Annotated in this window: 22 protein-coding genes, 1 tRNA gene and 1 pseudogene; 12 read left to right on the top strand and 12 right to left on the bottom strand. The window is 59.0% G+C overall.

Going from position 1 to position 19,681, the window contains the following annotated elements:
- Window positions 1–70 precede the first annotated feature (70 nt).
- The 10 genes and pseudogenes from HYPMC_RS24460 (at window position 71) to HYPMC_RS24540 (ending at window position 5,664) form a co-directional block, all read left to right on the top strand.
- A complete protein-coding gene (locus HYPMC_RS24460) occupies window positions 71–379 on the top strand; it encodes a hypothetical protein (RefSeq protein WP_013946839.1) in 309 nt (102 codons plus the stop codon).
- Between the two features lie 9 nt (window positions 380–388).
- Window positions 389–970: a hypothetical protein gene (locus HYPMC_RS24455; RefSeq protein WP_013946838.1), complete on the top strand. Its 582-nt coding sequence runs from the start codon at window positions 389–391 to the stop codon at window positions 968–970.
- A 193-nt stretch (window positions 971–1,163) separates the two neighbouring features.
- Window positions 1,164–1,715 carry a hypothetical protein gene (locus tag HYPMC_RS05500; protein WP_013946837.1) on the top strand — a complete coding sequence of 184 codons (552 nt, stop codon included), beginning with the start codon at window positions 1,164–1,166 and terminating at the stop codon, window positions 1,713–1,715.
- Window positions 1,716–1,988: 273 nt separating this feature from the next.
- Window positions 1,989–2,363 (top strand): DUF4326 domain-containing protein, encoded by a 375-nt coding sequence (locus HYPMC_RS05495; RefSeq protein ID WP_013946835.1) that lies wholly within the window; start codon window positions 1,989–1,991, stop codon window positions 2,361–2,363.
- 35 nt (window positions 2,364–2,398) lie between these two features.
- A complete protein-coding gene (locus HYPMC_RS05490; RefSeq protein ID WP_013946834.1) occupies window positions 2,399–2,704 on the top strand; it encodes a hypothetical protein in 306 nt (101 codons plus the stop codon).
- A 13-nt stretch (window positions 2,705–2,717) separates the two neighbouring features.
- A complete protein-coding gene (locus HYPMC_RS05485) occupies window positions 2,718–3,029 on the top strand; it encodes a hypothetical protein (protein WP_013946833.1) in 312 nt (103 codons plus the stop codon).
- Window positions 3,026–3,352 (top strand): hypothetical protein, encoded by a 327-nt coding sequence (locus HYPMC_RS05480; RefSeq protein WP_041299761.1) that lies wholly within the window; start codon window positions 3,026–3,028, stop codon window positions 3,350–3,352. Before HYPMC_RS05485 ends, HYPMC_RS05480 begins: the two co-directional genes overlap by 4 nt.
- Window positions 3,353–3,883: 531 nt before the next feature.
- Window positions 3,884–4,228, top strand: a complete 345-nt coding sequence (locus HYPMC_RS24125; RefSeq protein ID WP_013946829.1) for a hypothetical protein — start codon at window positions 3,884–3,886, stop codon at window positions 4,226–4,228.
- 48 nt (window positions 4,229–4,276) lie between these two features.
- Window positions 4,277–4,375 (top strand): annotated as a pseudogene (locus tag HYPMC_RS24975) (hypothetical protein); the annotation flags it as partial.
- 44 nt (window positions 4,376–4,419) lie between these two features.
- Window positions 4,420–5,664, top strand: a complete 1,245-nt coding sequence (locus HYPMC_RS24540; RefSeq protein ID WP_013946827.1) for a site-specific integrase — start codon at window positions 4,420–4,422, stop codon at window positions 5,662–5,664.
- Window positions 5,665–5,674: 10 nt separating this feature from the next.
- On the opposite strand, the gene HYPMC_RS05460 is transcribed toward HYPMC_RS24540, so the two are convergent.
- A tRNA-Leu gene (locus HYPMC_RS05460) sits at window positions 5,675–5,761 on the bottom strand.
- A gap of 244 nt (window positions 5,762–6,005) precedes the next feature.
- Here HYPMC_RS05460 and lipB point away from each other — a divergent pair.
- The gene (gene lipB, locus HYPMC_RS05455; RefSeq protein ID WP_013946825.1) at window positions 6,006–6,746 is read left to right on the top strand and encodes a lipoyl(octanoyl) transferase LipB; all 741 of its coding nucleotides are present in this window, start codon (window positions 6,006–6,008) and stop codon (window positions 6,744–6,746) included.
- An 81-nt stretch (window positions 6,747–6,827) separates the two neighbouring features.
- On the opposite strand, the gene HYPMC_RS05450 is transcribed toward lipB, so the two are convergent.
- Window positions 6,828–7,199 carry a hypothetical protein gene (locus HYPMC_RS05450; RefSeq protein WP_013946824.1) on the bottom strand — a complete coding sequence of 124 codons (372 nt, stop codon included), beginning with the start codon at window positions 7,197–7,199 and terminating at the stop codon, window positions 6,828–6,830.
- 247 nt (window positions 7,200–7,446) lie between these two features.
- Here HYPMC_RS05450 and HYPMC_RS05445 point away from each other — a divergent pair, with 247 nt between their 5' ends.
- The gene (locus tag HYPMC_RS05445; protein WP_013946822.1) at window positions 7,447–8,295 is read left to right on the top strand and encodes a LysR family transcriptional regulator; all 849 of its coding nucleotides are present in this window, start codon (window positions 7,447–7,449) and stop codon (window positions 8,293–8,295) included.
- A 52-nt stretch (window positions 8,296–8,347) separates the two neighbouring features.
- Here HYPMC_RS05445 and HYPMC_RS05440 read toward each other — a convergent pair whose 3' ends face one another.
- The 10 genes from HYPMC_RS05440 to HYPMC_RS05395 form a co-directional block, all read right to left on the bottom strand.
- Window positions 8,348–10,366, bottom strand: a complete 2,019-nt coding sequence (locus tag HYPMC_RS05440) for an acetyl/propionyl/methylcrotonyl-CoA carboxylase subunit alpha (RefSeq protein ID WP_013946821.1) — start codon at window positions 10,364–10,366, stop codon at window positions 8,348–8,350.
- 205 nt (window positions 10,367–10,571) lie between these two features.
- A complete protein-coding gene (locus tag HYPMC_RS05435; protein WP_013946820.1) occupies window positions 10,572–11,585 on the bottom strand; it encodes a hypothetical protein in 1,014 nt (337 codons plus the stop codon).
- Between the two features lie 580 nt (window positions 11,586–12,165).
- Window positions 12,166–12,885: a DNA repair protein RecO gene (gene recO / locus HYPMC_RS05430; RefSeq protein WP_013946818.1), complete on the bottom strand. Its 720-nt coding sequence runs from the start codon at window positions 12,883–12,885 to the stop codon at window positions 12,166–12,168.
- 21 nt (window positions 12,886–12,906) lie between these two features.
- Window positions 12,907–13,833 (bottom strand): GTPase Era, encoded by a 927-nt coding sequence (gene era, locus HYPMC_RS05425; protein ID WP_041299753.1) that lies wholly within the window; start codon window positions 13,831–13,833, stop codon window positions 12,907–12,909.
- Window positions 13,826–14,533, bottom strand: a complete 708-nt coding sequence (rnc, locus tag HYPMC_RS05420; protein ID WP_013946816.1) for a ribonuclease III — start codon at window positions 14,531–14,533, stop codon at window positions 13,826–13,828. The genes era and rnc overlap by 8 nt, the downstream gene beginning before the upstream one ends.
- A gap of 21 nt (window positions 14,534–14,554) precedes the next feature.
- Window positions 14,555–15,313, bottom strand: coding sequence for a signal peptidase I (gene lepB / locus HYPMC_RS05415; RefSeq protein ID WP_013946815.1), 759 nt, complete (start codon window positions 15,311–15,313; stop codon window positions 14,555–14,557).
- Window positions 15,314–15,509: 196 nt separating this feature from the next.
- Complete coding sequence (acpS, locus tag HYPMC_RS05410; RefSeq protein ID WP_013946814.1) at window positions 15,510–15,926, bottom strand: holo-ACP synthase; 417 nt, start codon at window positions 15,924–15,926, stop codon at window positions 15,510–15,512.
- Window positions 15,923–16,705, bottom strand: a complete 783-nt coding sequence (locus tag HYPMC_RS05405; RefSeq protein ID WP_041300749.1) for a pyridoxine 5'-phosphate synthase — start codon at window positions 16,703–16,705, stop codon at window positions 15,923–15,925. The genes acpS and HYPMC_RS05405 overlap by 4 nt, the downstream gene beginning before the upstream one ends.
- Before the next feature lie 103 nt (window positions 16,706–16,808).
- Window positions 16,809–17,360: a DUF2062 domain-containing protein gene (locus HYPMC_RS05400; protein ID WP_013946812.1), complete on the bottom strand. Its 552-nt coding sequence runs from the start codon at window positions 17,358–17,360 to the stop codon at window positions 16,809–16,811.
- Between the two features lie 52 nt (window positions 17,361–17,412).
- Complete coding sequence (locus HYPMC_RS05395) at window positions 17,413–19,635, bottom strand: bifunctional (p)ppGpp synthetase/guanosine-3',5'-bis(diphosphate) 3'-pyrophosphohydrolase (protein ID WP_013946811.1); 2,223 nt, start codon at window positions 19,633–19,635, stop codon at window positions 17,413–17,415.
- Window positions 19,636–19,681: the final 46 nt, after the last annotated feature.

Below are 19,681 nucleotides of genomic sequence, written 5' to 3'. Positions count from 1 at the left end.
ACACTGAAAATTAATTTTGTAACCATGCGTGCCGGCGCCTCGCGGATCTTCTGGGGCAAGGAAACAGACAATGGTCAACCATCATAATCGTGCAAAGAACGGCAAAGAGCGGGCCGTGCTCGTCACGACATCTCATCGCGGCGTGTTCTTTGGGTATGCCGAAGAGACCGCAGGCCAGACGATCAAGCTTCGCGCGGCACGCAATTGCCTCTACTGGCCGGCAGAGAACAAGGGTTTCATGGGCCTCGCCGCTATTGGACCTGTGAGAGGTGCGCGCGTCGGACCCAGCGCCGATATCGAACTTCGCGACATCACCTCTGTCGTCGAATGCCCCGATGAATCGGTAAAGGCTTGGGAACAAGCCCCCTGGTCGCGGTGAGGTGAGCCCATGATGGCAGGCGTGACCATACTGAGGGGCGAAGCCCCGAAGGGCGACGGCTCCGGCTCCGGCTCCGGCTACGGCTACGGCTACGGCTACGTCGACGGCTCCGGCTCCGGCGACGGCGACGGCGACAGCTCCGGAGCCGGAGCCGGAGCCGTCGACGGCTACGGCTACGGCGACGGCGACGGCTCCGGCTACGGCGACGGCGACGGCTCCGGCGACGGCTCCGGCTCCGGCGACGGCTACTACTGGCGCGCCTGCATTCCGTATTTCTCGCAAAAGTGGACGGATGCCCAGCGCGACAGGCTTTCGGTGTTGCAGGCGGCCGGGGCGACGATCGCCTATTGGCGATCGGACGCCGATGGACGCCCGTGCAATGGCGGTGATGGGGGTCCTGTTGAACCGGGCATGGTCCAGAAAATTCCGGGGCCTCTTCGTCTCTGCGGTTCTGGGGCTCTTCACGCCACGCTGATGCCGCCAGAATGGCGGGGCGAGCGCTGGTGGATCGTCGCACTCATCGGAGACGTCATCGAGGAAGGAAGCAAGCTCGGCGCGCTGGAGCGGGAAATCATTGGCGAGGCGCTCTGACAGAGTCATGAGGACGGGATCTGTGTCTCGTCCTCATCTTCCCTTCCCCAAGGGGACCAACACACGGACTGAGGGATAAAGAGATAATGACGGAAGAAACAACGACGATCCTGGAGAGGCTGGCCACTTCAGCATATGCAGAGCACATCGGACGGGCCGCAATTGCTCATATCGAAAGCTTGAGGAAAGCAGCATGACCACCATTGAATCTTTACGCTCCCTCCAAGGGAGACTGAGAGAAGCCAAAGGACCGAGCCGGGAGCTTGATGCTGAGTTGCACGCTTGGCGGATTGGGGGAACGTCTCTCGGATATTTGAGCATCGATGATTGCTGGCTGTTCTCTTTTCCGAACGCGGCAAGAACCGGCATCGACGACAATGACCTTCCCCGCTTCACCACCTTCCCCGAGGGGCTTGGTGCTTGCGTTGGGCTTTGCATGGAAGTTCTTCCGGGCTGGGCATGGAAGACGGGAACGTGCTGCGTCTCAGATGATGCGTGGGTCGTTCCGGATTTCAATTGCCCGGTTCACGGCGAGCGCCTGCTCAAGCAGTTCGGTCCCATCGCGTGGGGCAGCATCTGGGATACCGGCATCGACATAGACCGGCGACCAGCAGGAAACGCGTGCTTGGCCCTGCTCGACGCCATCGTGTCTGCGAAACTATCGGAGCTAGAAGCACAGGAGACTGTGGCACCACGTCAATACGATCCGCTCAGCCGCGATTATGAAAACGAGATAATTGAATGAGGCTCCAGATAGAAGCACAGGAGACTGTGGGATGAGCCACGAGATCTCTCTTGAGGAAATTAATCGCTGGCTTGAATCTATAGCAGATGAGCCATCGGATATTGCGTCTCGTGCCTACATCTCTGCGCGCCATAAATACATTGGCGTTGGCGAACCTCCGAAGTGGTGTCGCGGACAGTGGCATAATCTCAAAGCAGAATATCGTGACTTCCTAGTGTCATTCGTTCGAGAGGGTTTAGCCCAGAGAGCATCCAACAAGGAGAACCCCTCGCCATGAGCAGGGATGAAGTGAAGCCTGAGACGGAATCTCCGCGGCGTATCCAATTGAAGCGCACGAAGGGATGGAAGATGCCGCCCAATACTGTGAAGGTCACGCGGCCGGGCAAGTGGGGAAATCAGTTTAAGGTCGGTGACAAGTTTTTAATGGTCGATGACGATGGCGCAAGACTCAAAGAATACGTGTGCGCTAGCGATGCCGAGGCCGTTTATTGCTACAAGAATTATATCAATTCGCAGTTCGGTATGGACCTTTTAGACGACGCTCAAAAGGAGCTACGCGGCAAGAACCTCGCCTGCTGGTGCCGACCTGGAGCGCCATGTCATGCTGACGTTCTTCTTGAAATCGCAAACGCAGACGACACCCCATGATCCAATCCCCTCCAACCCCACGACAGGGAGAGATGATGCTCGATCTACGAACGGAACGGCCTGAGTGTTTCGACCTTGGCACCACGCATTTGTCGAAGCAAAGCAACGGCTGGAAATGGGATGGCGAGGACCGTTGGTGGAACGTCTTCACCACGATCAACGGCTACAACGGCGCTGGCGGTTACTGGGTAACGGATGAGTGGCGCTGGAACAATTCCAGTGAGACGATCCGCACCGACATTCGCTCTCTTTCATTCGACGAAAGCCGGGCTCTGGAGGCTGACATCGTGCGCCTGATGACAGAGCGCAAGGGTCTTACCTCCGACAACCCCACCTCATAAGGACTGATCCCCAATGGCAGAAGAAACAACCGCGTGGAAGAAGGGTGATGCGTTCTGGCGAGGGTACGCGCGATCGTGGGACAGCGGACAAACGTATTATCCCGAAATCCGCGCTGGCCACATTCAGGACGTGAATGACGACGGCACTTATCGCTGCATCATGGTCGGGATCATGCCGGGGATGGAGAGAAAACGCACGCCGGGCGGCTGGATCGCGTTTGGGCTTGACCCAGATCTTATGCACCAAACGCCAGAGGCCGCTCTTGCATGCGCCTTGACGGCCGTCGAGCAGGCTTCAGAAACCTCGAAAGGAGAAGCGGCGTGACGGAAGAAACAACGACGATCCTTGAGAGGCTTGGCGGAACGCTCGGAGTGGGTCCGGTCATCTATCAAGGCGGACGCGACGAGCTGAACGCAAAATGTCGTGCCCGAGACGATGAGATTGACCGTCTCCGTACTCTTCTCGAAGACCTTGTAAGAGCAGTGGAACCGTTTGCGGATTTCTCTCAAGCACTCGACGCCAATGATCCTGATGATCCGGATGAGCGAGCATTCGAGATTATATCTGGCGCTACTGCCCAAATCACATTCGGCGATCTCCGCCGTGTAAGGGAAGCCTATCTGAAAGCCACTTCGGAGACATCATGAGACGTCACGGGTGCAGGTGTGGAAGCGCAGTCCTGACCGGAGAGATCAAAGAGACTGAGCGCGGAAAGGTATGCCGCGTCATCTGCTGCGCCTGCCGGCGTCATACCAAATGGGTCAAGCTGATGCCGGACGCGGTGCTTCTTTGGCGAAGAGGGAAAACGATACCGTGGAAGCCTATCTGAAAGCGAAGGGGGAGTAGAGGGATGGAATGGCAGCCGGAAAATCTCGTCGATCTGTTCGCTGCGATCCGACGATTGGAAAAAGAGCTGCCCGGTTGGTGGTGGAGCGTCGGCGCTTGTCACGTCTCGGCTGACGCATCCGTTGGACCTCCGCCGCGCCCGTGGGCTCATGCCAGCATTGGACCTGACAGCGATGGTCCAGCCGCTCACTTGCTCGACGACAAATCTTTCGATGCAGGATTTGATTGCGACCTTAGACAACCTGCAACATGTGCCGATGCTCTGAATGGTGCGATTGATGCGGCTATTAGAGCTTTGGTGACCCAGTCTCATAGCAAGAAGGATAGGTGAGATGGAAAGTGAAGATGTGGTTCAAGCTGACAGCGGAGCAACGGACTCTTCCGAGAAAGTCACCCGCGCAGATGAGCAACTGCCCGAAGTGTGCTCGTGCATTTCGTCCGATGCCATTGGTTTAATAAGAGATCTTTTGACAAGAAATGGCGTCCCTGTGGCGGCGTTCATTGATGATCATGTCAGCAATGCCATTGCACAACGAAATATTATTGCCGAAGCGCTTCGCAATATTCGCAACCAGATTGATGCTGCGCTTGACCAAGCCAAGGTGAATTTCTCGAACGAGTCAGTAAGCGACGCTGTCAGCTTGAACCAAACCACTTCACTTAATCCATCAGAGTAGCCCTCTATGTGGCCTGACTATCTGAAGAAGGAAAGGAGGTAGAGACAAATGGCCTACACGGTCAAAGCGCTCGCAGAGCATTGGAGCTGCTCTCCGAAGCACGTCTATAACTTGATTGACGCCGGACAGCTCCATCCATTCTACATTGGGAAACGGCGCGGAACTCGCATTTCCGAGGGGGAAGTCGAGCGATGGGAAAAAAGCCAGAGCAACCTTACACAAACGACGGCGTCACCCTCCGACGGCAATCCGACTCCAAGAAACGAGTTTGGTGGATTGCGGAATGGGATGATGCGGTCACTGGCAAGCGGCGGCGGGCGCGGCTAGTCGCAGGCGAACGGCCCGAGGCGGAAGCGCGCAAAGAGCTTGATGCACTCGTCGAGCGGCGCCGCGCACTCATTAAACAGCAGGCCGCCTACACGATTGGCGAACTTTGGGACATGTGGCTCGCCGACCGGAAGAAAGACGGTTTGTCCAACGACATTTATGAATTCCAGTGGGTAGCGATGAAGCCCCACTTTGAAAGCCGAACGGCCATCCTGCTCACAACCGATGACTGCCGCTCCTATGCGCAGAGCCGGTTCGACAAAGGCCGACGGCCGGCTACGGTTCACACGGAGCTTTCCCGCCTGCGCGCCTGCATCCGATGGTCGTTCGAACACGACCTGATCGGAAAGCTCCCGAAGGTCTGGGTTCCATCGGGCGGAAAGCCTCGCAATCGCGTTCTATCCCCCGATGAAGCTTGGACGCTCATTCGGGCGGCGCGAGACTACGGCGATCCTCACATCTATGTGTTCATCGTCCTTTTGTTCGCCACTGGCGCCCGGCATACCGCGGTGCTCGAACTCGAATGGGACCGCGTGAACTTCGATGCCGGCACGATTAAGTTTTCTGACGACGAAGAGTTGTACGACCCCATGTCGAAGTCCTGGCGCAAAGGCCGCGGCTACGTCGTCATGTCGAAGATGGCGCGCGAGGCGTTGGAGGAGATCCGCCCAGGCCGGGGCAAGAGCGGTCACGTGATTGAGCACGGCGGCCGGCGGCTGAAGACATGCCGAGAAGGATTTGCGTGGGCCTGCGTTCGGGCCGGACTTGGCGAGACGATCGCGTCTCCCTGCAAAAGCAACCCGGACAAGGTGCGCCCTTCGTCCAAGGTGACGCCGCACACCGTGCGCCATACCGTTGCGACTTGGCTGCGCGGCAAGGTGCAGACCATGTTCACGGCGAACCTGCTCGGCCACGAGGACGAGGAGACGACGAAGAAGATCTACGAGCACGCGGATGCGGAATCGACCCGACCGGCTGTCGAAGTCATCGACGCGACGTTTGACGCACTACCCGAATTGCCATCAAAGAGCCTCTTGAGGAAGGCGCAGAGACCCCGAAAACGCAAGTTGACGTCAACTATTGACAGAAACGAAGCTCAAGGGGAATGAGCTAAGTTATTGGTGCGGTTGAGAGGACTCGAACCTCCACGCCGTTTCCAGCGCTACCACCTCAAGGTAGTGCGTCTACCAATTCCGCCACAACCGCAGTCCAGACCTGAAATCTGGGAAATCGCGAAAGGCATTGGCGCTGCCCAAATCCGCGAAGACGCCGACGTATCAGAGCCCCTGCCGGAACGCAAGCGGCAGATTGGCCTGAAAAGCACTGAAGGCGCAAATGTCGAGACTCATTATTATATATGCGGCATGGAGAACAGAATGCCGCAAGGTTGCTGGACCTACTTAAAAGCCTAGCACGGCACGCGCGACTTGACGGTCACAGGCGGTCAACGGTGAAGACGCTCACATCGAAACTTCCGAATGCCGGCACGCCTGCCCGAGTCGAGTGGGCCATCAGCGAAGGCTACGTCGATTACGATTTCGCGCTGGAGGTCATGCGCCGACGCACGAGCGAAATCCGCGATGGAACAGCTAGGGAGCTTGTTTGGCTTCTTGAGCATCCCCCGCTCTACACCGCCGGCACCAGTGCCAAAGATGAAGACCTGCTGAACCCGAATGCTTTGCCGGTGTTCCGCACCGCCCGAGGCGGCCAGTTCACGTATCACGGACCGGGCCAGCGTGTGGCTTACGTCATGCTCGACCTCGAAACGCGCGGTCGCGACATCCGCGATTTCATCACCCGCCTGGAATTGTGGCTGATCAACGCCCTCGCGGAATTCAACGTCACCGGCGAGATTCGGCGCAATCGAGTCGGGATCTGGGTTCGCCGATCGTCGAAAGGGGAACAGGTCGAGGACAAGATCGCCGCCATCGGCCTTCACGTCAGCCGTTGGGTGTCGAGCCACGGCGTCGCCCTCAACGTCGACCCCGACCTCTCGCAGTTCGGCGGTATCGTCCCGTGCGGCATCCGCGATCACGGCGTGACGAGCCTCGCTGACTTGGGCCTTCCGGTTTCCATGTACGATATGGACGTCGCGCTTCGAACCAGTTTTCAGAAAATCTTCGGACCGACGAAGGTCGTCGATCTGCCTGTCATCTCACCCCAGCCCGGGACCGGCACAAACGTCGGCTGAACGTCCGCCAAACTAAAAAGGCGCCTGCATCCGAGGGGGATACAAGCGCCCGATTACCGTTGCCGCAACCTTATCTCTACGTCATTTTCCTTGCCGCTCGTCCGAGGCGCTGCCAACCGGCGGCGCGCCCCCATTTGCGGGTGAATCGTAGTAGAGAAGACCCCCTTCGACAGAAACGCTTTCCGAACCATCGAGTTCGTACTCGTCATTCGCATTGTCGTTGAGGCGGATGATACAGCTCTTCTGACAGACCCCGCCGATCACCTTACCTACTGGGAGAACTTCGTCCTTGATCGACGTGTCCTCGGTGATGGTAAGCTTGACCTCTTTGTCACCTCGGTTGGCAATCGTGGCTGCTGGAGCAGCCGAGGTCATAAGAAGAACTGCGATCGCGCCTGCCGCTATAACCAAAAGGTCGAAACGGCCGCTCCTGCGATCGCGGCAGAAAGTCATTACTTCTTCTTCTTCGCTGCCTTTTTGGCAGGGGCCTTCTTGGCGGCTTTCTTTGCAGCTTTAGCCATTTTCGATCGTCCTTCCGTTTGAACGTTGACAGACACAAGAATCTGTCGACCAGACTTCAAGTCAGGTCGTTTTCGACATTGATGAAATTCAAAGCGATGCACAAACGAAATTTGATGTTTGGTGATATCGGAAATTTCGATAGATGAGTTTCACACCTCATCGATGAGGATCTCAACGGATGGACGTCAATCTCGCGCGTACTTTCCTCGTTGTTGCCGAGACGGGAAGCTTCGTCGACGCCGCTCGCAAGCTCAACATCACCCAATCGACGGTCTCCGCACGCATCAAAGGCCTCGAAGATTTGCTCGGCCGACCGCTCTTCACGCGTTCGAAATCAGGAGCAGAACTGACGGGAGCGGGCGAGCTCTTCCAGAAACATGCCCTCGCCATGGTGCGCGTCTGGCAACAAGCGCAGCTCCAGGTTTCGCTTGCCGATCAGCATCCCGAACACATTTCTGTTGGTGCGCCGCTCAGTCTTTGGAGCGGTTTTTTGCTGAAATGGGCCGCCGGTCTACGCGTTCAGATCCCGGGAATCGCCGTCTCGGCAACAGCAGGAGCTTCCACAGTGTTGGGCCAGCGGCTGATCGAAGGCACGCTCGATCTTGCAATCATGTATCGTCCGTCGCCACCTCCGGGCCTGACGATCGAGCATCTGTTCGACGAAGAGTTCGTGCTCGTTTCCTCAGCTAAGCCCTCAGCCCGGCGTGGCGTGAACGATTATCTGCTCATCGATTGGGGGACGGATTTTGTTCAGGATCACGCCGCCGCGTTTCCCGAGCATGCCAATCCGGCGCTCAGTCTCGACCTCGGCCCGATGGGCCTCGACTATCTTCTGGCAAACGAATGCTCCGGCTATTTCCCCGCGCGTATGGTGCGGGGACTGATCAGCCGTGGGCGGGTGAGAGAGCCGAAGCGGGCTCGGAAATTCGTCTATCCGGTCTATATGGTCTATCCGGAGACGCGCAACGAAGAGGCTTACGAGCCAATTCTGCGAGGTCTGAGGCGGGCGGCGGCGAAGCTCGGCTGAGGCCGGTTCACAAACGTAACGGCTTATTTCAGCGCCGCCCGCGTCTTTGATCTTAAGCGAACTCGATGATCACTGCGTCGACGGCGAGGCTATCGCCGGGCTTGGCCGCGATCTTCTTGACCTTGCCGTCACGCTCGGCTCGCAAGATGTTTTCCATCTTCATGGCTTCGACGACCGCCAAGTTATCTCCGGCTTTGACGTCCTGCCCCTCGGTCACGTTCACTGCCTTGACCAGCCCCGGCATCGGGCACAGTAGGAACTTCGACATGTCGGCCGGAACCTTCACAGGCATCAGCGCGGCAAGCTCGGCCTCCCGCTGCGTGTAAACATACGTCGGGGCCTGAATACCGCGATACGACAGCGTCAAGCCATTCGGAATTGGACGGACCTGGACGGCGACGTCGGCTCCATCGACCGTTCCGATCCAAACCGGCTCGCCCGGCCACCATTCCGATGTGATCTCCATCGTCTTCGAGGGGTGTCCGTCCTTGCCTAGGATCGACACGTAATAGGGTCCGGGAATGACGCCCAGCGCCTCCAGTTCCACCGTTGCCGAGCCGATTTTGACGATTCGCCGCTTGGCAAAGCTCACGGCCTGCCCCGACATCTGATGGGTGATGTCACGACGGCGCGCATTGCTGAGATGGTCGATGGCGCCGGCCACGGCGGCCAACGTGATGAGATCCTTCCCCTCGGGTTCGCGTGGGACGAAACCTTCGGGGAACTCTTCCTTGATGAACCCGGTCGAAAGGTTGCCTTCCCGCCAGCGCGGATGCTGCATCACGGCCGAAACGAACGGCACGTTGTGCTGAATGCCGTCGATATAGAATGCGTCGAGCGCCGTCGACTGCGCGTCGATGGCTTCGAGCCGAGACGGCGCATGAGTGACGAGCTTGGCGATCATCGGATCGTAATACATCGAGATCTCGCCGCCTTCGAAGACGCCGGTATCGTTGCGCACCGTCACGCCGTCCTTCGTGCCTTCCTCTGGCGGGCGATACTTAACGAGGCGGCCGATCGACGGCAGGAAGTTCCGGTACGGATCTTCGGCATAGACGCGGCTTTCAACCGACCATCCCGTCAGCTTGATGTCCGACTGCTTGAACGGCAGCTTCTCGCCCGCCGCAACGCGGATCATCTGTTCGACAAGGTCGATGCCGGTCACGAGTTCCGTCACCGGATGCTCGACCTGCAGACGCGTGTTCATTTCGAGGAAGTAGAACGAGCGGTCCTGTCCGGCAACGAATTCCACCGTGCCGGCGCTGTCGTAACCAACCGCCTTGGCCAACGCGACCGACTGCTCACCCATCGCCTTGCGGGTCTTCTCATCGAGCAGCGGCGACGGCGCTTCTTCCAGAACCTTCTGGTTGCGCCGCTGAATAGAGCATTCGCGCTCGCCGAGATAGACGACGTTGCCATGCTTGTCGCCCAGCACCTGGATTTCGATGTGACGCGGATTTTCGATGAACTTTTCGACGAAGCAGCGGTCGTCGCCGAACGACGACTTGGCTTCCGAGCGGGCAAGCTCGAAACCCTCAGCCGCTTCCCGGGCGTTGTAGGCGATGCGCATACCCTTGCCGCCGCCACCGGCAGAGGCCTTGATCATGACGGGATAGCCGATCTCGTCGGCGATCTTGACGGCATGCTTGGCGTCGCTGATTTCGCCCATGTAGCCCGGAACGGTCGAAACCTTCGCGGCAGCAGCCGCCTTCTTGCTCTCGATCTTATCGCCCATGGCGGCAATCGCCTTGGGATTGGGGCCAATGAAGACGATGCCGTTCTTCTGGAGCGCCAGCGGGAACGCCTCGCGCTCGGACAGGAAGCCATACCCCGGATGGACCGCCTCGGCGCCCGTCGCCTTGCAGGCCTCGATGATCTTATCCATGACCAGATAGGACTCGGCCGCCGGCGCTGCGCCGATATAGACCGCCTCGTCCGCCATCTCGACGTGGAGCGCATCCCGGTCGGCATCGGAATAGACGGCAACGGTCTTGATGCCCATCTTGCGAGCCGTCTTGATCACGCGGCACGCGATTTCACCGCGGTTGGCAATCAGAATTTTCTTGAACATCAGCGCTTCCCGGTCCTTCCCGTGAATATTTTGGCTGCCTCAGCTTGTCGCAAGACAACACGCCGTTCTAGAGCGTGTGCAACGCCGCGTAAACACGCCGTTGGCACCCCGAATGCCAGGACCTGTGCGATCCGCTGCCGCATAGCAAAACCGCCGGCGAGAGGGCTCACCGGCGGTCTCGAAGTAACTATAGCGGATCGGGCTGTTAGGCGGCCTCCCCCAGCCGGCAGACGGCTTCGGTAAAGGTCGGGTGTATCCGCGGACTTTCGTGATTAAGGTAGGAGACGAGCGCCCGCTCGCTCGGCGTCAGGCGACCGTCGCGGCCGAGGCGTCCCACGAGCCACGACGGATCGGCTTCTGCGATCTTCTCGTTGGTAATGATTTCAATGCGCTGATGCTCCAGCCGCGCAAGCGCCCGCTCTTCCACGCTCTGGTCGTGATAGGAATCCTGCATCGACGACAGATTCGCGTGCACCATCGACAGCAGCGAGAACAGAATAGACGTCTGCTCGTCGTCATCTTCGTCGAGCTTCGCCTCCTGCCGCAGCGCCTCCTCACGCGATGGGACCGCGTAGCCGGACGCCGACATCATCACATTGGCGATGGCTTTGACGAAAAGGTCCGTCCAGACCGCATTCGGCGGCGAACCCGCGACCGCTTCGTCGATATCGAACAGAACGTCAGCCTCGGAGCGCGTCACAGCCACATGCCCGTCGCCGCCAAAGGCGTAAAGAATGCGGCGAAGGAGATCGACTTCGCTCTCGCTGATCTTGCCCGCAACCAGCGACTTGCCTCGACGCAGCGGGCCGCCACCGGTCAGCACCGCGTGCTTGACCTGTTCGAGTGCAAACCTGGAAAGGCTTGCAGGCGCCCAGCGGGCTTTTTCGAGCACGCTCAGAACAAGATCGAGTTCCGTCTTGGACCGGATCTTGCCGTCACGCGAAACCCTGCTTATCAGCCAATTCGCGTTGGCGGCCGTCAGATACCCGCGCGGCTGTTCCTGAATGATGAGGTAATCGGCGATGGCCTCGACGAAAAAATCCGGCCAATCGGCATGCTGCACCGAGCATCCCTGCTGCAGCGAAAACAACAGATTTGCTTCATCCGACGAGACGACGCCGTCCTCATAGAAGACGCGCTTCAAAAGGAGAATGTCGTCAAACTCGATCGTTTGCCGCTCCAGAATGTCGTCAATCGGCAGCGACCTTAACCCACCCATCGAAAGCCCCCACGCCACGACCTATGCTCATGAAGCGTAAGCAACGATGTTTAATCGCGTCTTAAGCGGCGTCGGAAAATGGAAGGAAAATGCCTGCGATTTCTGCGGCGTGGGCTCCGCGCGCCGCATCAGGCTGTCATAAAACTATCGGGACCGCAGTTCGCACCGCGGTCCCGTTAATTCCCACCGTACTCCCGCATGCACAGTGAGAAAGACAATAACGCTTTTAATAGTTGTCTACGCATCAGCATGAACGGTTGCTGAAGAAAAGCGTTTTTCTGTCCTTGAACGGCAGCAAGTCCGAAACTTTCCGGATCCTGATGCAAGAGAGCCCGTTCGGAGGGGGGATCCGAACGGGCGGTCGCTAGCCGGGCGGGCGGTGTGGGTCGCACGCGAGGCCAGTTGCAGGGCACCCCGGGCTGACCAATGGAGAAAGAAGCCCGACGGTGCGCTCATGGCTGGAGGCCAAAACGAAAGCTCTTCCGTTTGCCCGCAGTCGATAAGAAGAACGACTACGCTGCAGACATTCCGTCGCCCTCACCGCGTAAATCCGCATTAAAAAACCGAAGGATTTCGAATTCTAGGCCGCGAGCTGCGCCACAAGCCGCATGCGCGACGCTGGTAATGTCTGTCCCTTCGGCAGCAACAGATGCTTTTCGATGAAATGCCCAGTCAGCGCAAAACCGAGATGGACGTCTTGCGCCGTTACCGGGCTCGATCGCTGCTTCGTTAAAAATTGCGGCAGCGCCAGCAGCTTGTCGCGATAAGGTTCACCCGCCGACGCCGAAACGGCGCGGCCCGATTTCGGCGACACGTAAATCAGCTGATCGTTCGCGCCCGTCGCCGCGCACTGGCTAAGATCCAAACCGAAACCGAGTTCATCGAGCAGCGCCAGCTCCCACCTGACGAGCAGAGCCGGCCATACGGTGGGATCGTTCAGGAAGCCAAGAACGAACAGCGTGATCTCATAGAGATTGGGATGCGGATCGCGCTCGGGCAGCAGCGCTGTCAGCGTCGTGATGGATGACAGCGCCATCAGCGCTTGGCTGTCGTCCATCGTCTCCGCCGCAAAGGCGCGTCGCATCTCGACGCTCATCGAGCCGAGCTGATCGGCAAGCCGCGCCTTCCAAACGGCATCGACGTGATTGCCAGGTTGAAGAATGGGACGCAGCCGCCGCGAACGGCCGCCATGGACCAGTCCCATATGCCGTCCGTGGGCACGCGTCCAAAGATCGACGACCGCCGCCGTTTCGCCATGCGGCCTTACCGATAGAACGATGCCTTCATCCGTCCACTGCATGCGGGCTTCATAGCAGGCTGCTCAGGATTTGGGAAAAGGCAGGCCCATTTCCCGGTAGCGCTCCGGATCGCTTTCCCAGTTCTCGCGCACCTTGACGAACAGGAACAAATGAATGCGATGCCCAGCCATTTCCTCGATTCCGTGCCGCGCTGCGCTCGAAATCTTCTTGATCGTCTCGCCGCCTTTGCCGAGCACGATCTTTTTCTGCCCATCGCGCTCGACGTAGATCGTCTGCTCGACGCGCGCAGAACCGTCCTTCAGCGTCTTCCAATCCGTCGTTTCAACGGTCGTCGTGTAGGGAAGTTCCTGGTGCAGGAAGCGGTAGATACTCTCGCGCGTCATCTCGGCGGCCTGCGTCCGCATCGGCACGTCGGTGACATCGTCTTCCGAGTAATGCCACGGTCCCTCCGGCACGACGCCCGCGAGATAGGTCAGCAGATCCTTGACGCCCTTTCCTTCGAGCGCGGAAATCATAAAGATCCGATCCGGCGACAAACGCTCATCGAGCGTTTTTGCAAGCTCAAGCAGTTTCGGCTTGTCCTCGACCCGGTCGATCTTGTTCAACACGACGATCTTGGGCATCCGCACGGACTTGAGCCGCTCGACGATGCCTTCGACATCCTCTCCGAGACTCGCCGCGGCGTCGAGCACCAGAAGCACCGCGTCGGCGTCTTCGAGACCGCCCCACGCTGCGTCGACCATGGCACGGTCGAGCCGCCGCTTCGGGTTGAAGATACCCGCCGTATCGATGAAGACGATCTGGCTGTTACCTTCCATCGCGATGCCACGGATCGGGGCGCGCGTGGTTTGCACCTTGTGTGAGACGATGGCGACCTTCGCCCCCACCAATGCGTTGACGAGGGTCGACTTGCCCGCGTTCGTCGGACCGATGACGGCAACAAAGCCGCACCGCCGACCGGCCTCTGTCGATACGTTGTTCTCAGACATCTCCGACACGCGCTCCCACGCCTTCGCGCGTCAGAAGCGCGCTGGCAGCCGCCTGCTCCGCAATTCGCTTAGACGCGCCCTCACCCTGCGCCGGAGCGCGCCCTGCAATCAAGACCTCAGCTGTAAAACGCGGCGCGTGATCCGGACCGTTGCGCGCCACCACGGTATAACGCGGCAGCGCAAGCCCCTGCCCCTGCGCCCATTCCTGCAGCGCAGACTTGGCATCGACCGTCACTTCCGGCACCGGCTCAGATTGATCCTGCCAGAGCTTGGTGACGACGGCACGCGCCTTGTCAAAACCACCGTCAATAAAGACTGCGCCGAGCAGCGCCTCGGCCGCATCGGCCAAAATCGTTGTCTTGTTGCGGCCGCCACTATCAGCCTCGCTCTCGGACAGAATAAGATGAACGCCGAGATCGATGTTGCGCGCGACCTTGGCACAAGCCTCGCCGCGAACGAGCCGATTGTAGCGACGGGCAAGCTCGCCTTCGTTCGCTTCCGGATATTGCTTGTTCAGGGCTTCCGCGATGGCGAGACCGAGAACCCGATCACCGATGAATTCCAGGCGCTCGTTATCGGAGCGGGCGACCTTGCCGCCACGCACGCTGGCATGTGTAAGTGCGCGCTCAAGAAGGCCGGGGTCCTTGAATTTATACCCCAGCTTCGTTTCCAGTTCTTTGAACTTGCGTGGTCTCAACATGGCGCAAATGCCGCTTCGCGGTCACCGCACGAGAGTGAAGAACCTGTTCCAACGAATGTCAAACGGCCAGTTCCAGGGTGCCCACCAATGCATGGCGTCCGGCCCGTCGACCTTCGCAGAGAAGAAGATGATCTCTGCACGCCCGATGAAATTCTCATAAGGAACGAAGCCCACAGCGCTCCGCACGCGACTGTCCGTAGAGTTGTCGCGATTGTCGCCCATCATGAAATAATGGCCCGGCGGAACTTTGTAGACGCCGGTGTTGTCGTACGGGCCATCCGGATCGCTATCGAGGACGTTGTACTTCACGCCGTTGGGAAGCGTTTCCTGAAAGACCGGGATTGTCCGTTCGCGGCCATCTTCCCAAGTCGTGAAAGATCCTGCAGGCTCCTTGGGCACGCCCTGCCCATTGATGAAGACCTGCCCGTTCCGCATCTGGATTTCGTCGCCCGGCAGACCGATCACGCGTTTAATGTAGTCGGTCGAGTTATCACGCGGCAGCTTGAACACCGCGACGTCGCCGCGCTTCGGCTCAGCGCCCCAAATGCGACCTGAAAAAAGGTTCGGGCTGAAGGGGAACGAGAAGCGGCTGTATCCGTACGAAAGCTTCGAGACGAACAGATAGTCGCCGATCAGAAGCGTCTCTTTCATCGAGCCGGACGGGATGTTGAAGGGCTGATAAAAGAAAATCCGCACGAACATCGCAATAGCGAGTGCTTCGACGACGATGATGAGGGTTTCCGACCAGCTCGATCTCGACGTCTTCGTACCAACGCTCATTCAAAGGGCTCCCTTTGCGCCGCCGAGCGGCATTGGCCGGGGCTCGCTTCGTTTTAGCGGACCGCTATAGCGAGTTTGGTCTAACGCCGCAATGACGGGCGCTAATCTGACTAAAAGGTAAGGAAAACAGCGACTCGATGTCGTTTGGCATCAGCAAAATCGCCGTTGGGGAACCAATCTGCCGCAACCCCAAAGCTCAACCTGGAAGATCGATACCTTCCGGCACAGCCGAAATGATGACGATCGCCTCCGCCATCGGATACTCGTCGGTGAGCGTAACGTCGATCCGGGCCTTGAAACCGGTCGGAATGAGATGGGCCAGACGGCGCGCCGCTCCGCCCGTCAGCGCCAGCGTCGGCCGTCCCGACGGAGCATTCACGACCCCGATATCTTTAAGGTAGACCCCGGCGCGAAACCCTGTGCCGAGCGCCTTGCTGGCCGCTTCCTTGGCCGCAAAGCGTTTGGCGAACGTACGCGCAGCATGTGCCCGCGAAAACGCTTTGCGACGCTCTTCTGCTGTGAATACCCGCTCAATAAAACGGTCGCCGAAACGCGCGAGCGTCTTCTCGATCCGACGAATGTCACAAAGATCGTTGCCGATGCCGATAATCATTTCGCGCGCCGTGCTTGGGGCGCTGTTGTCATCGCTTCTCGTGCCTCGTCCATCAGCACGCGCATTCGCCGGACTGCCATCGACAGGCCGCCAAAGATGGCTTCCCCGATCAGGAAGTGACCGATATTGAGCTCGACGATCTCAGGCAGCGCCGCAATCGGCTTGACGGTGTTGTAGGTCAGTCCGTGTCCGGCATGAACTTCAAGACCGGCTGCAGCAGCCGCAGCGGCGGCTTTCCGGTGACGCTCCAATTCGCGCGCCATACCGGTCGCATCGTGATCGAGCGCCAGATGGCAATAGCGGCCGGTGTGCAACTCAACGATATCGGCACCGACGCTCGCCGCTGACTCGATCGTCTTCAAGTCGGGCTCAATAAACAGGGAGACCCGGATACCTGCATCCTTGAGCTTTGCGATAAACGGCTTCAGCGTCTTCGCCGCGCCGACGACATCCAATCCACCCTCGGTCGTGCGCTCTTCGCGCCGCTCGGGCACGAGACAGCACGCGTTCGGCACGTGCCGCAACGCGATCTGCTGCATTTCTTTCGTCGCGGCCATTTCGAGATTGAGCGGTCGCGTCAGCTCGTTCTTGAGCCGCGTGATATCGGAATCGGAGATATGGCGGCGATCTTCCCGCAAATGCGCAGTGATACCGTCGGCACCACCTTCGATCGCCAGATGAGCGGCGCGCAAAGGATCGGGATGAATGCCGCCACGTGCATTCCTGAGCGTAGCGACGTGATCGATATTGACGCCAAGGCGCAGGGCGCGAACCGGCATCATGGCCGTGTTTGTGTCAGAGGCTTTGCGTATCGTTGCCACGGGCTGTGCCACCGATTGTTGGGAAATTGGCCTAAGGACCGAAAGAAGAGCTGCGATCTGCCTAACTGACGCTGCGATGACGCTGAAAAACGCGGACTGCGCGACGCGTAGGGTAATAGCTGAAGATAGCTGCGATCAAGCCGACGAGAAGTCCCCCGACTACCATCGGCTCTGCAATCGGCAAGAGATTATCGATGGCGGCGTCAAACGTCTGCAGCGAAGGCGTCATCAAGGTGGCGCCGAGCACGTTGGCCGTTTCACCCAGATGGTTGGCGGCATAGGTCGGATCTTGTCCGAGAAGCAGAGCGCCGGAGACGTACGAGGCGCTCCAGATTGCCGGCCAGCTTAGCGGGTTGCCGACGAACGTCCCAAGGAGGGCCGCCGGCATGCTGACGCGCAGCACCAACGCAAGAGCGCAGGCAAGAATCGTCTGGACACCAAGGAACGGCGTGCATGCTGTGAATACGCCGATGGCAAATCCCAGAGCCACCTCATGGGGCGTTGCACGCAATCGAAGCACCTGCCGCCAGAAATAGCGCAGACGCGACCACAGCCGCGTGGAATTCCACCACGACGTTGCGCGGTCCACCAATGCCAGTTGCTTTGCGTTCAAACGATTATGTTCCTAGGCGCCATTATGCGACCCATTCCGTGCGCACATTAGCTTACTCGAAAAGCCGTTCCACCTTTGCGACGGATGACTTCGCTCTGAGCCCGGCAATGATGTGGTTTAAATGCACCAAATCAAAAACCTCAAGCTCGATGTGCATCACCGTAAAGTCTGCCGCGCGGCGAGCCATTTTGATATTGTCGATATTGCCGCCGGTCTCGCCGATCACCTTGGCAATCTCGGCAAGCGACCCGGGAGCATTAACTGCTGTAACGCTGATTCGCGCGGGAAAACGTTGCGGCCGATCAGGATCGACGTCCCATGTGACATCAATCCAGTGCTCTTCCTCGTATTCCTTAAGACGAGGCGAATGGATCTGAAAAACGCGTATCCCCTCGCCTGGCGCCATCACACCGACAATCCGGTCACCGGGCACCGCGCCGCCCGGTTCGAACGCGACCGGCAGCTCCTGGCTCGGCCCACCGATCGAAATCGCTGTCATGCTGTCGATTTCTGATGTCCGGAACTTAAGGCTGTTTACCTTGTCGATATTGAACCAGCCGTCCTGCTCCCGGGCGCGTCCAAACCGCCGCGTCGGTTTATAGCCATCGCCCAAGGTCTGCCCTTGCGGGAGCACGGCCGAAAGAACATCGGGCAATTGCACATCATTGCGCCCGACGGCAGCAAGCAGTTCGTCTGCGGTCTTGAAGCCGATTTTCGGAGCGGCCGCCCTGACTTTCTCATCCGAATAATCAACCTCGACACCGGCCAGCGTCGATTGCACGAGCTGCCGCCCGAGTTCGACGAAACGCTTGCGCTCCGCTTCACGCGCCGCTCGCCTTATCGCAGCCCGCGCCCGTCCGGTGACGGCAAACGCTTCCCACGCCGCAGGGCGAACATGCCCCTTCTGAGTTTCGATCACGACTTCGTCGCCGTTGCGCAGGTGCGTATCAATCGGCACATGCCGCCCGTTGATATAAGCGGCGACCGCTTCATTACCGATATCCGTGTGAACGGCATAAGCGAAGTCGAGCGGCGTCGCCCCGCGCGGCAGAGCAATGAGACGCCCCTTCGGCGTGAAGCAGAAGACCTGATCGTGAAACAACTCGAGCTTGGTATGCTCAAGAAACTCTTCCGGATTTGCCGCTTCGAGAAGCGATGTAATCATCGTCCGCAGCCGTCCATACGGGCTGTCGTCGACTTCTTCGCCCTCGCCGACTGCATGCCCATTCATGTGGCCGCTCTGCTGAGCCTTGTAGAGTGCATGAGCCGCAATGCCGTATTCGGCGATATGCTGCATCTCACGCGTCCGGATCTGCAGTTCCACGCGCTGGTGCCGCGGTCCGTAAACCGTGGTGTGAATGGACTGATAGTTATTTCGCTTCGGAGCTGAAATGTAGTCCTTGAAACGTCCAGGCACTGTGCTCCAAGTCGTATGAACGATGCCAAGCACGCGGTAGCAATCCTCGATCGTGTCGACCATCACGCGGAATGCGTAGATGTCGGAAAGCTGTTCGAGGCTGATCTGTTTGTGCTCCATCTTGCTCCAGATGGAATACGGCTTCTTCTCGCGTCCGAACGTCTCCGCCTTAATCCCGGCATCCGCGCATTTACGTGCAATGGCCTGCCGGATTTCCTCGACAAGACCCTCGTTGCGCTCGCGCATATCCGCGAGCCGCTCGGTCAGCGCTTCATAGGCTTCCGGATGCAGCCAGCGAAAAGCATGATCCTCAAGCTCTTCACGAAGCGCCTGCATGCCCATCATGCCAGCGAGAGGCGCGTAGATGTCGAGCGTTTCTTCCGAGTTCCGCTTGCGGCTCTCGGGCTTCATGTGCTCGAGCGTCCGCATGTTGTGCAAGCGGTCGGCGAGCTTGACCAGCAGCACCCGGATGTCGCTCGAAATGGCGATCAGAAGCTTGCGGAAGTTTTCCGCCTGCTCGGCTTTCTTGGAAACGAGGTCGAGCCGCTTGATCTTCGTCAGCCCGTCGACGAGACCGCCGATCTCCGGCCCGAACATCTGGTCGATCTCGGAGCGTGTCGCGTCCGTATCCTCGATCACGTCATGCAGCAGGGCCGTCGCGATCGTCGCGTCGTCGAGCTTGAGATCAGTGAGAATGGCCGCGACTTCCAGCGGATGCGAGAAATACGGCGCACCCGACGCACGTTTCTGGTTGCCGTGCGCCTTCATCGCATAGACGTAGGCGCGATTGAGCAGAGCCTCGTCTGCACTAGGATCGTATTTGAGAACCCGCTCGACGAGTTCGTATTGCCGCATCATGACCCGCCGCACTCCTTCTGGGCGCAAGCGTAACCGAAGACGCAGG

Origin of the sequence: Hyphomicrobium sp. MC1 (genome assembly GCF_000253295.1) — a bacterium.
Taxonomy (GTDB): Bacteria; Pseudomonadota; Alphaproteobacteria; order Rhizobiales; family Hyphomicrobiaceae; genus Hyphomicrobium_B.
Note: the sequence above shows the minus strand (reverse complement) of the source record. Positions and strands in the feature narration are given on the sequence as shown.

Coding starts and splice junctions, on each gene's coding strand:
- HYPMC_RS24460 (WP_013946839.1), top strand. CDS start 71: ATGGTCAACCATCATAATCGTGCAAAGAACGGCAAAGAGCGGGCCGTG.
- HYPMC_RS24455 (WP_013946838.1), top strand. CDS start 389: ATGATGGCAGGCGTGACCATACTGAGGGGCGAAGCCCCGAAGGGCGAC.
- HYPMC_RS05500 (WP_013946837.1), top strand. CDS start 1,164: ATGACCACCATTGAATCTTTACGCTCCCTCCAAGGGAGACTGAGAGAA.
- HYPMC_RS05495 (WP_013946835.1), top strand. CDS start 1,989: ATGAGCAGGGATGAAGTGAAGCCTGAGACGGAATCTCCGCGGCGTATC.
- HYPMC_RS05490 (WP_013946834.1), top strand. CDS start 2,399: ATGCTCGATCTACGAACGGAACGGCCTGAGTGTTTCGACCTTGGCACC.
- HYPMC_RS05485 (WP_013946833.1), top strand. CDS start 2,718: ATGGCAGAAGAAACAACCGCGTGGAAGAAGGGTGATGCGTTCTGGCGA.
- HYPMC_RS24125 (WP_013946829.1), top strand. CDS start 3,884: ATGGAAAGTGAAGATGTGGTTCAAGCTGACAGCGGAGCAACGGACTCT.
- HYPMC_RS24540 (WP_013946827.1), top strand. CDS start 4,420: ATGGGAAAAAAGCCAGAGCAACCTTACACAAACGACGGCGTCACCCTC.
- HYPMC_RS05450 (WP_013946824.1), bottom strand. CDS start 7,199: ATGACTTTCTGCCGCGATCGCAGGAGCGGCCGTTTCGACCTTTTGGTT.
- HYPMC_RS05445 (WP_013946822.1), top strand. CDS start 7,447: ATGGACGTCAATCTCGCGCGTACTTTCCTCGTTGTTGCCGAGACGGGA.
- HYPMC_RS05440 (WP_013946821.1), bottom strand. CDS start 10,366: ATGTTCAAGAAAATTCTGATTGCCAACCGCGGTGAAATCGCGTGCCGC.
- HYPMC_RS05435 (WP_013946820.1), bottom strand. CDS start 11,585: ATGGGTGGGTTAAGGTCGCTGCCGATTGACGACATTCTGGAGCGGCAA.
- recO (WP_013946818.1), bottom strand. CDS start 12,885: ATGCAGTGGACGGATGAAGGCATCGTTCTATCGGTAAGGCCGCATGGC.
- era (WP_041299753.1), bottom strand. CDS start 13,833: ATGTCTGAGAACAACGTATCGACAGAGGCCGGTCGGCGGTGCGGCTTT.
- rnc (WP_013946816.1), bottom strand. CDS start 14,533: ATGTTGAGACCACGCAAGTTCAAAGAACTGGAAACGAAGCTGGGGTAT.
- lepB (WP_013946815.1), bottom strand. CDS start 15,313: ATGAGCGTTGGTACGAAGACGTCGAGATCGAGCTGGTCGGAAACCCTC.
- acpS (WP_013946814.1), bottom strand. CDS start 15,926: ATGATTATCGGCATCGGCAACGATCTTTGTGACATTCGTCGGATCGAG.
- HYPMC_RS05405 (WP_041300749.1), bottom strand. CDS start 16,705: ATGCCGGTTCGCGCCCTGCGCCTTGGCGTCAATATCGATCACGTCGCT.
- HYPMC_RS05395 (WP_013946811.1), bottom strand. CDS start 19,635: ATGATGCGGCAATACGAACTCGTCGAGCGGGTTCTCAAATACGATCCT.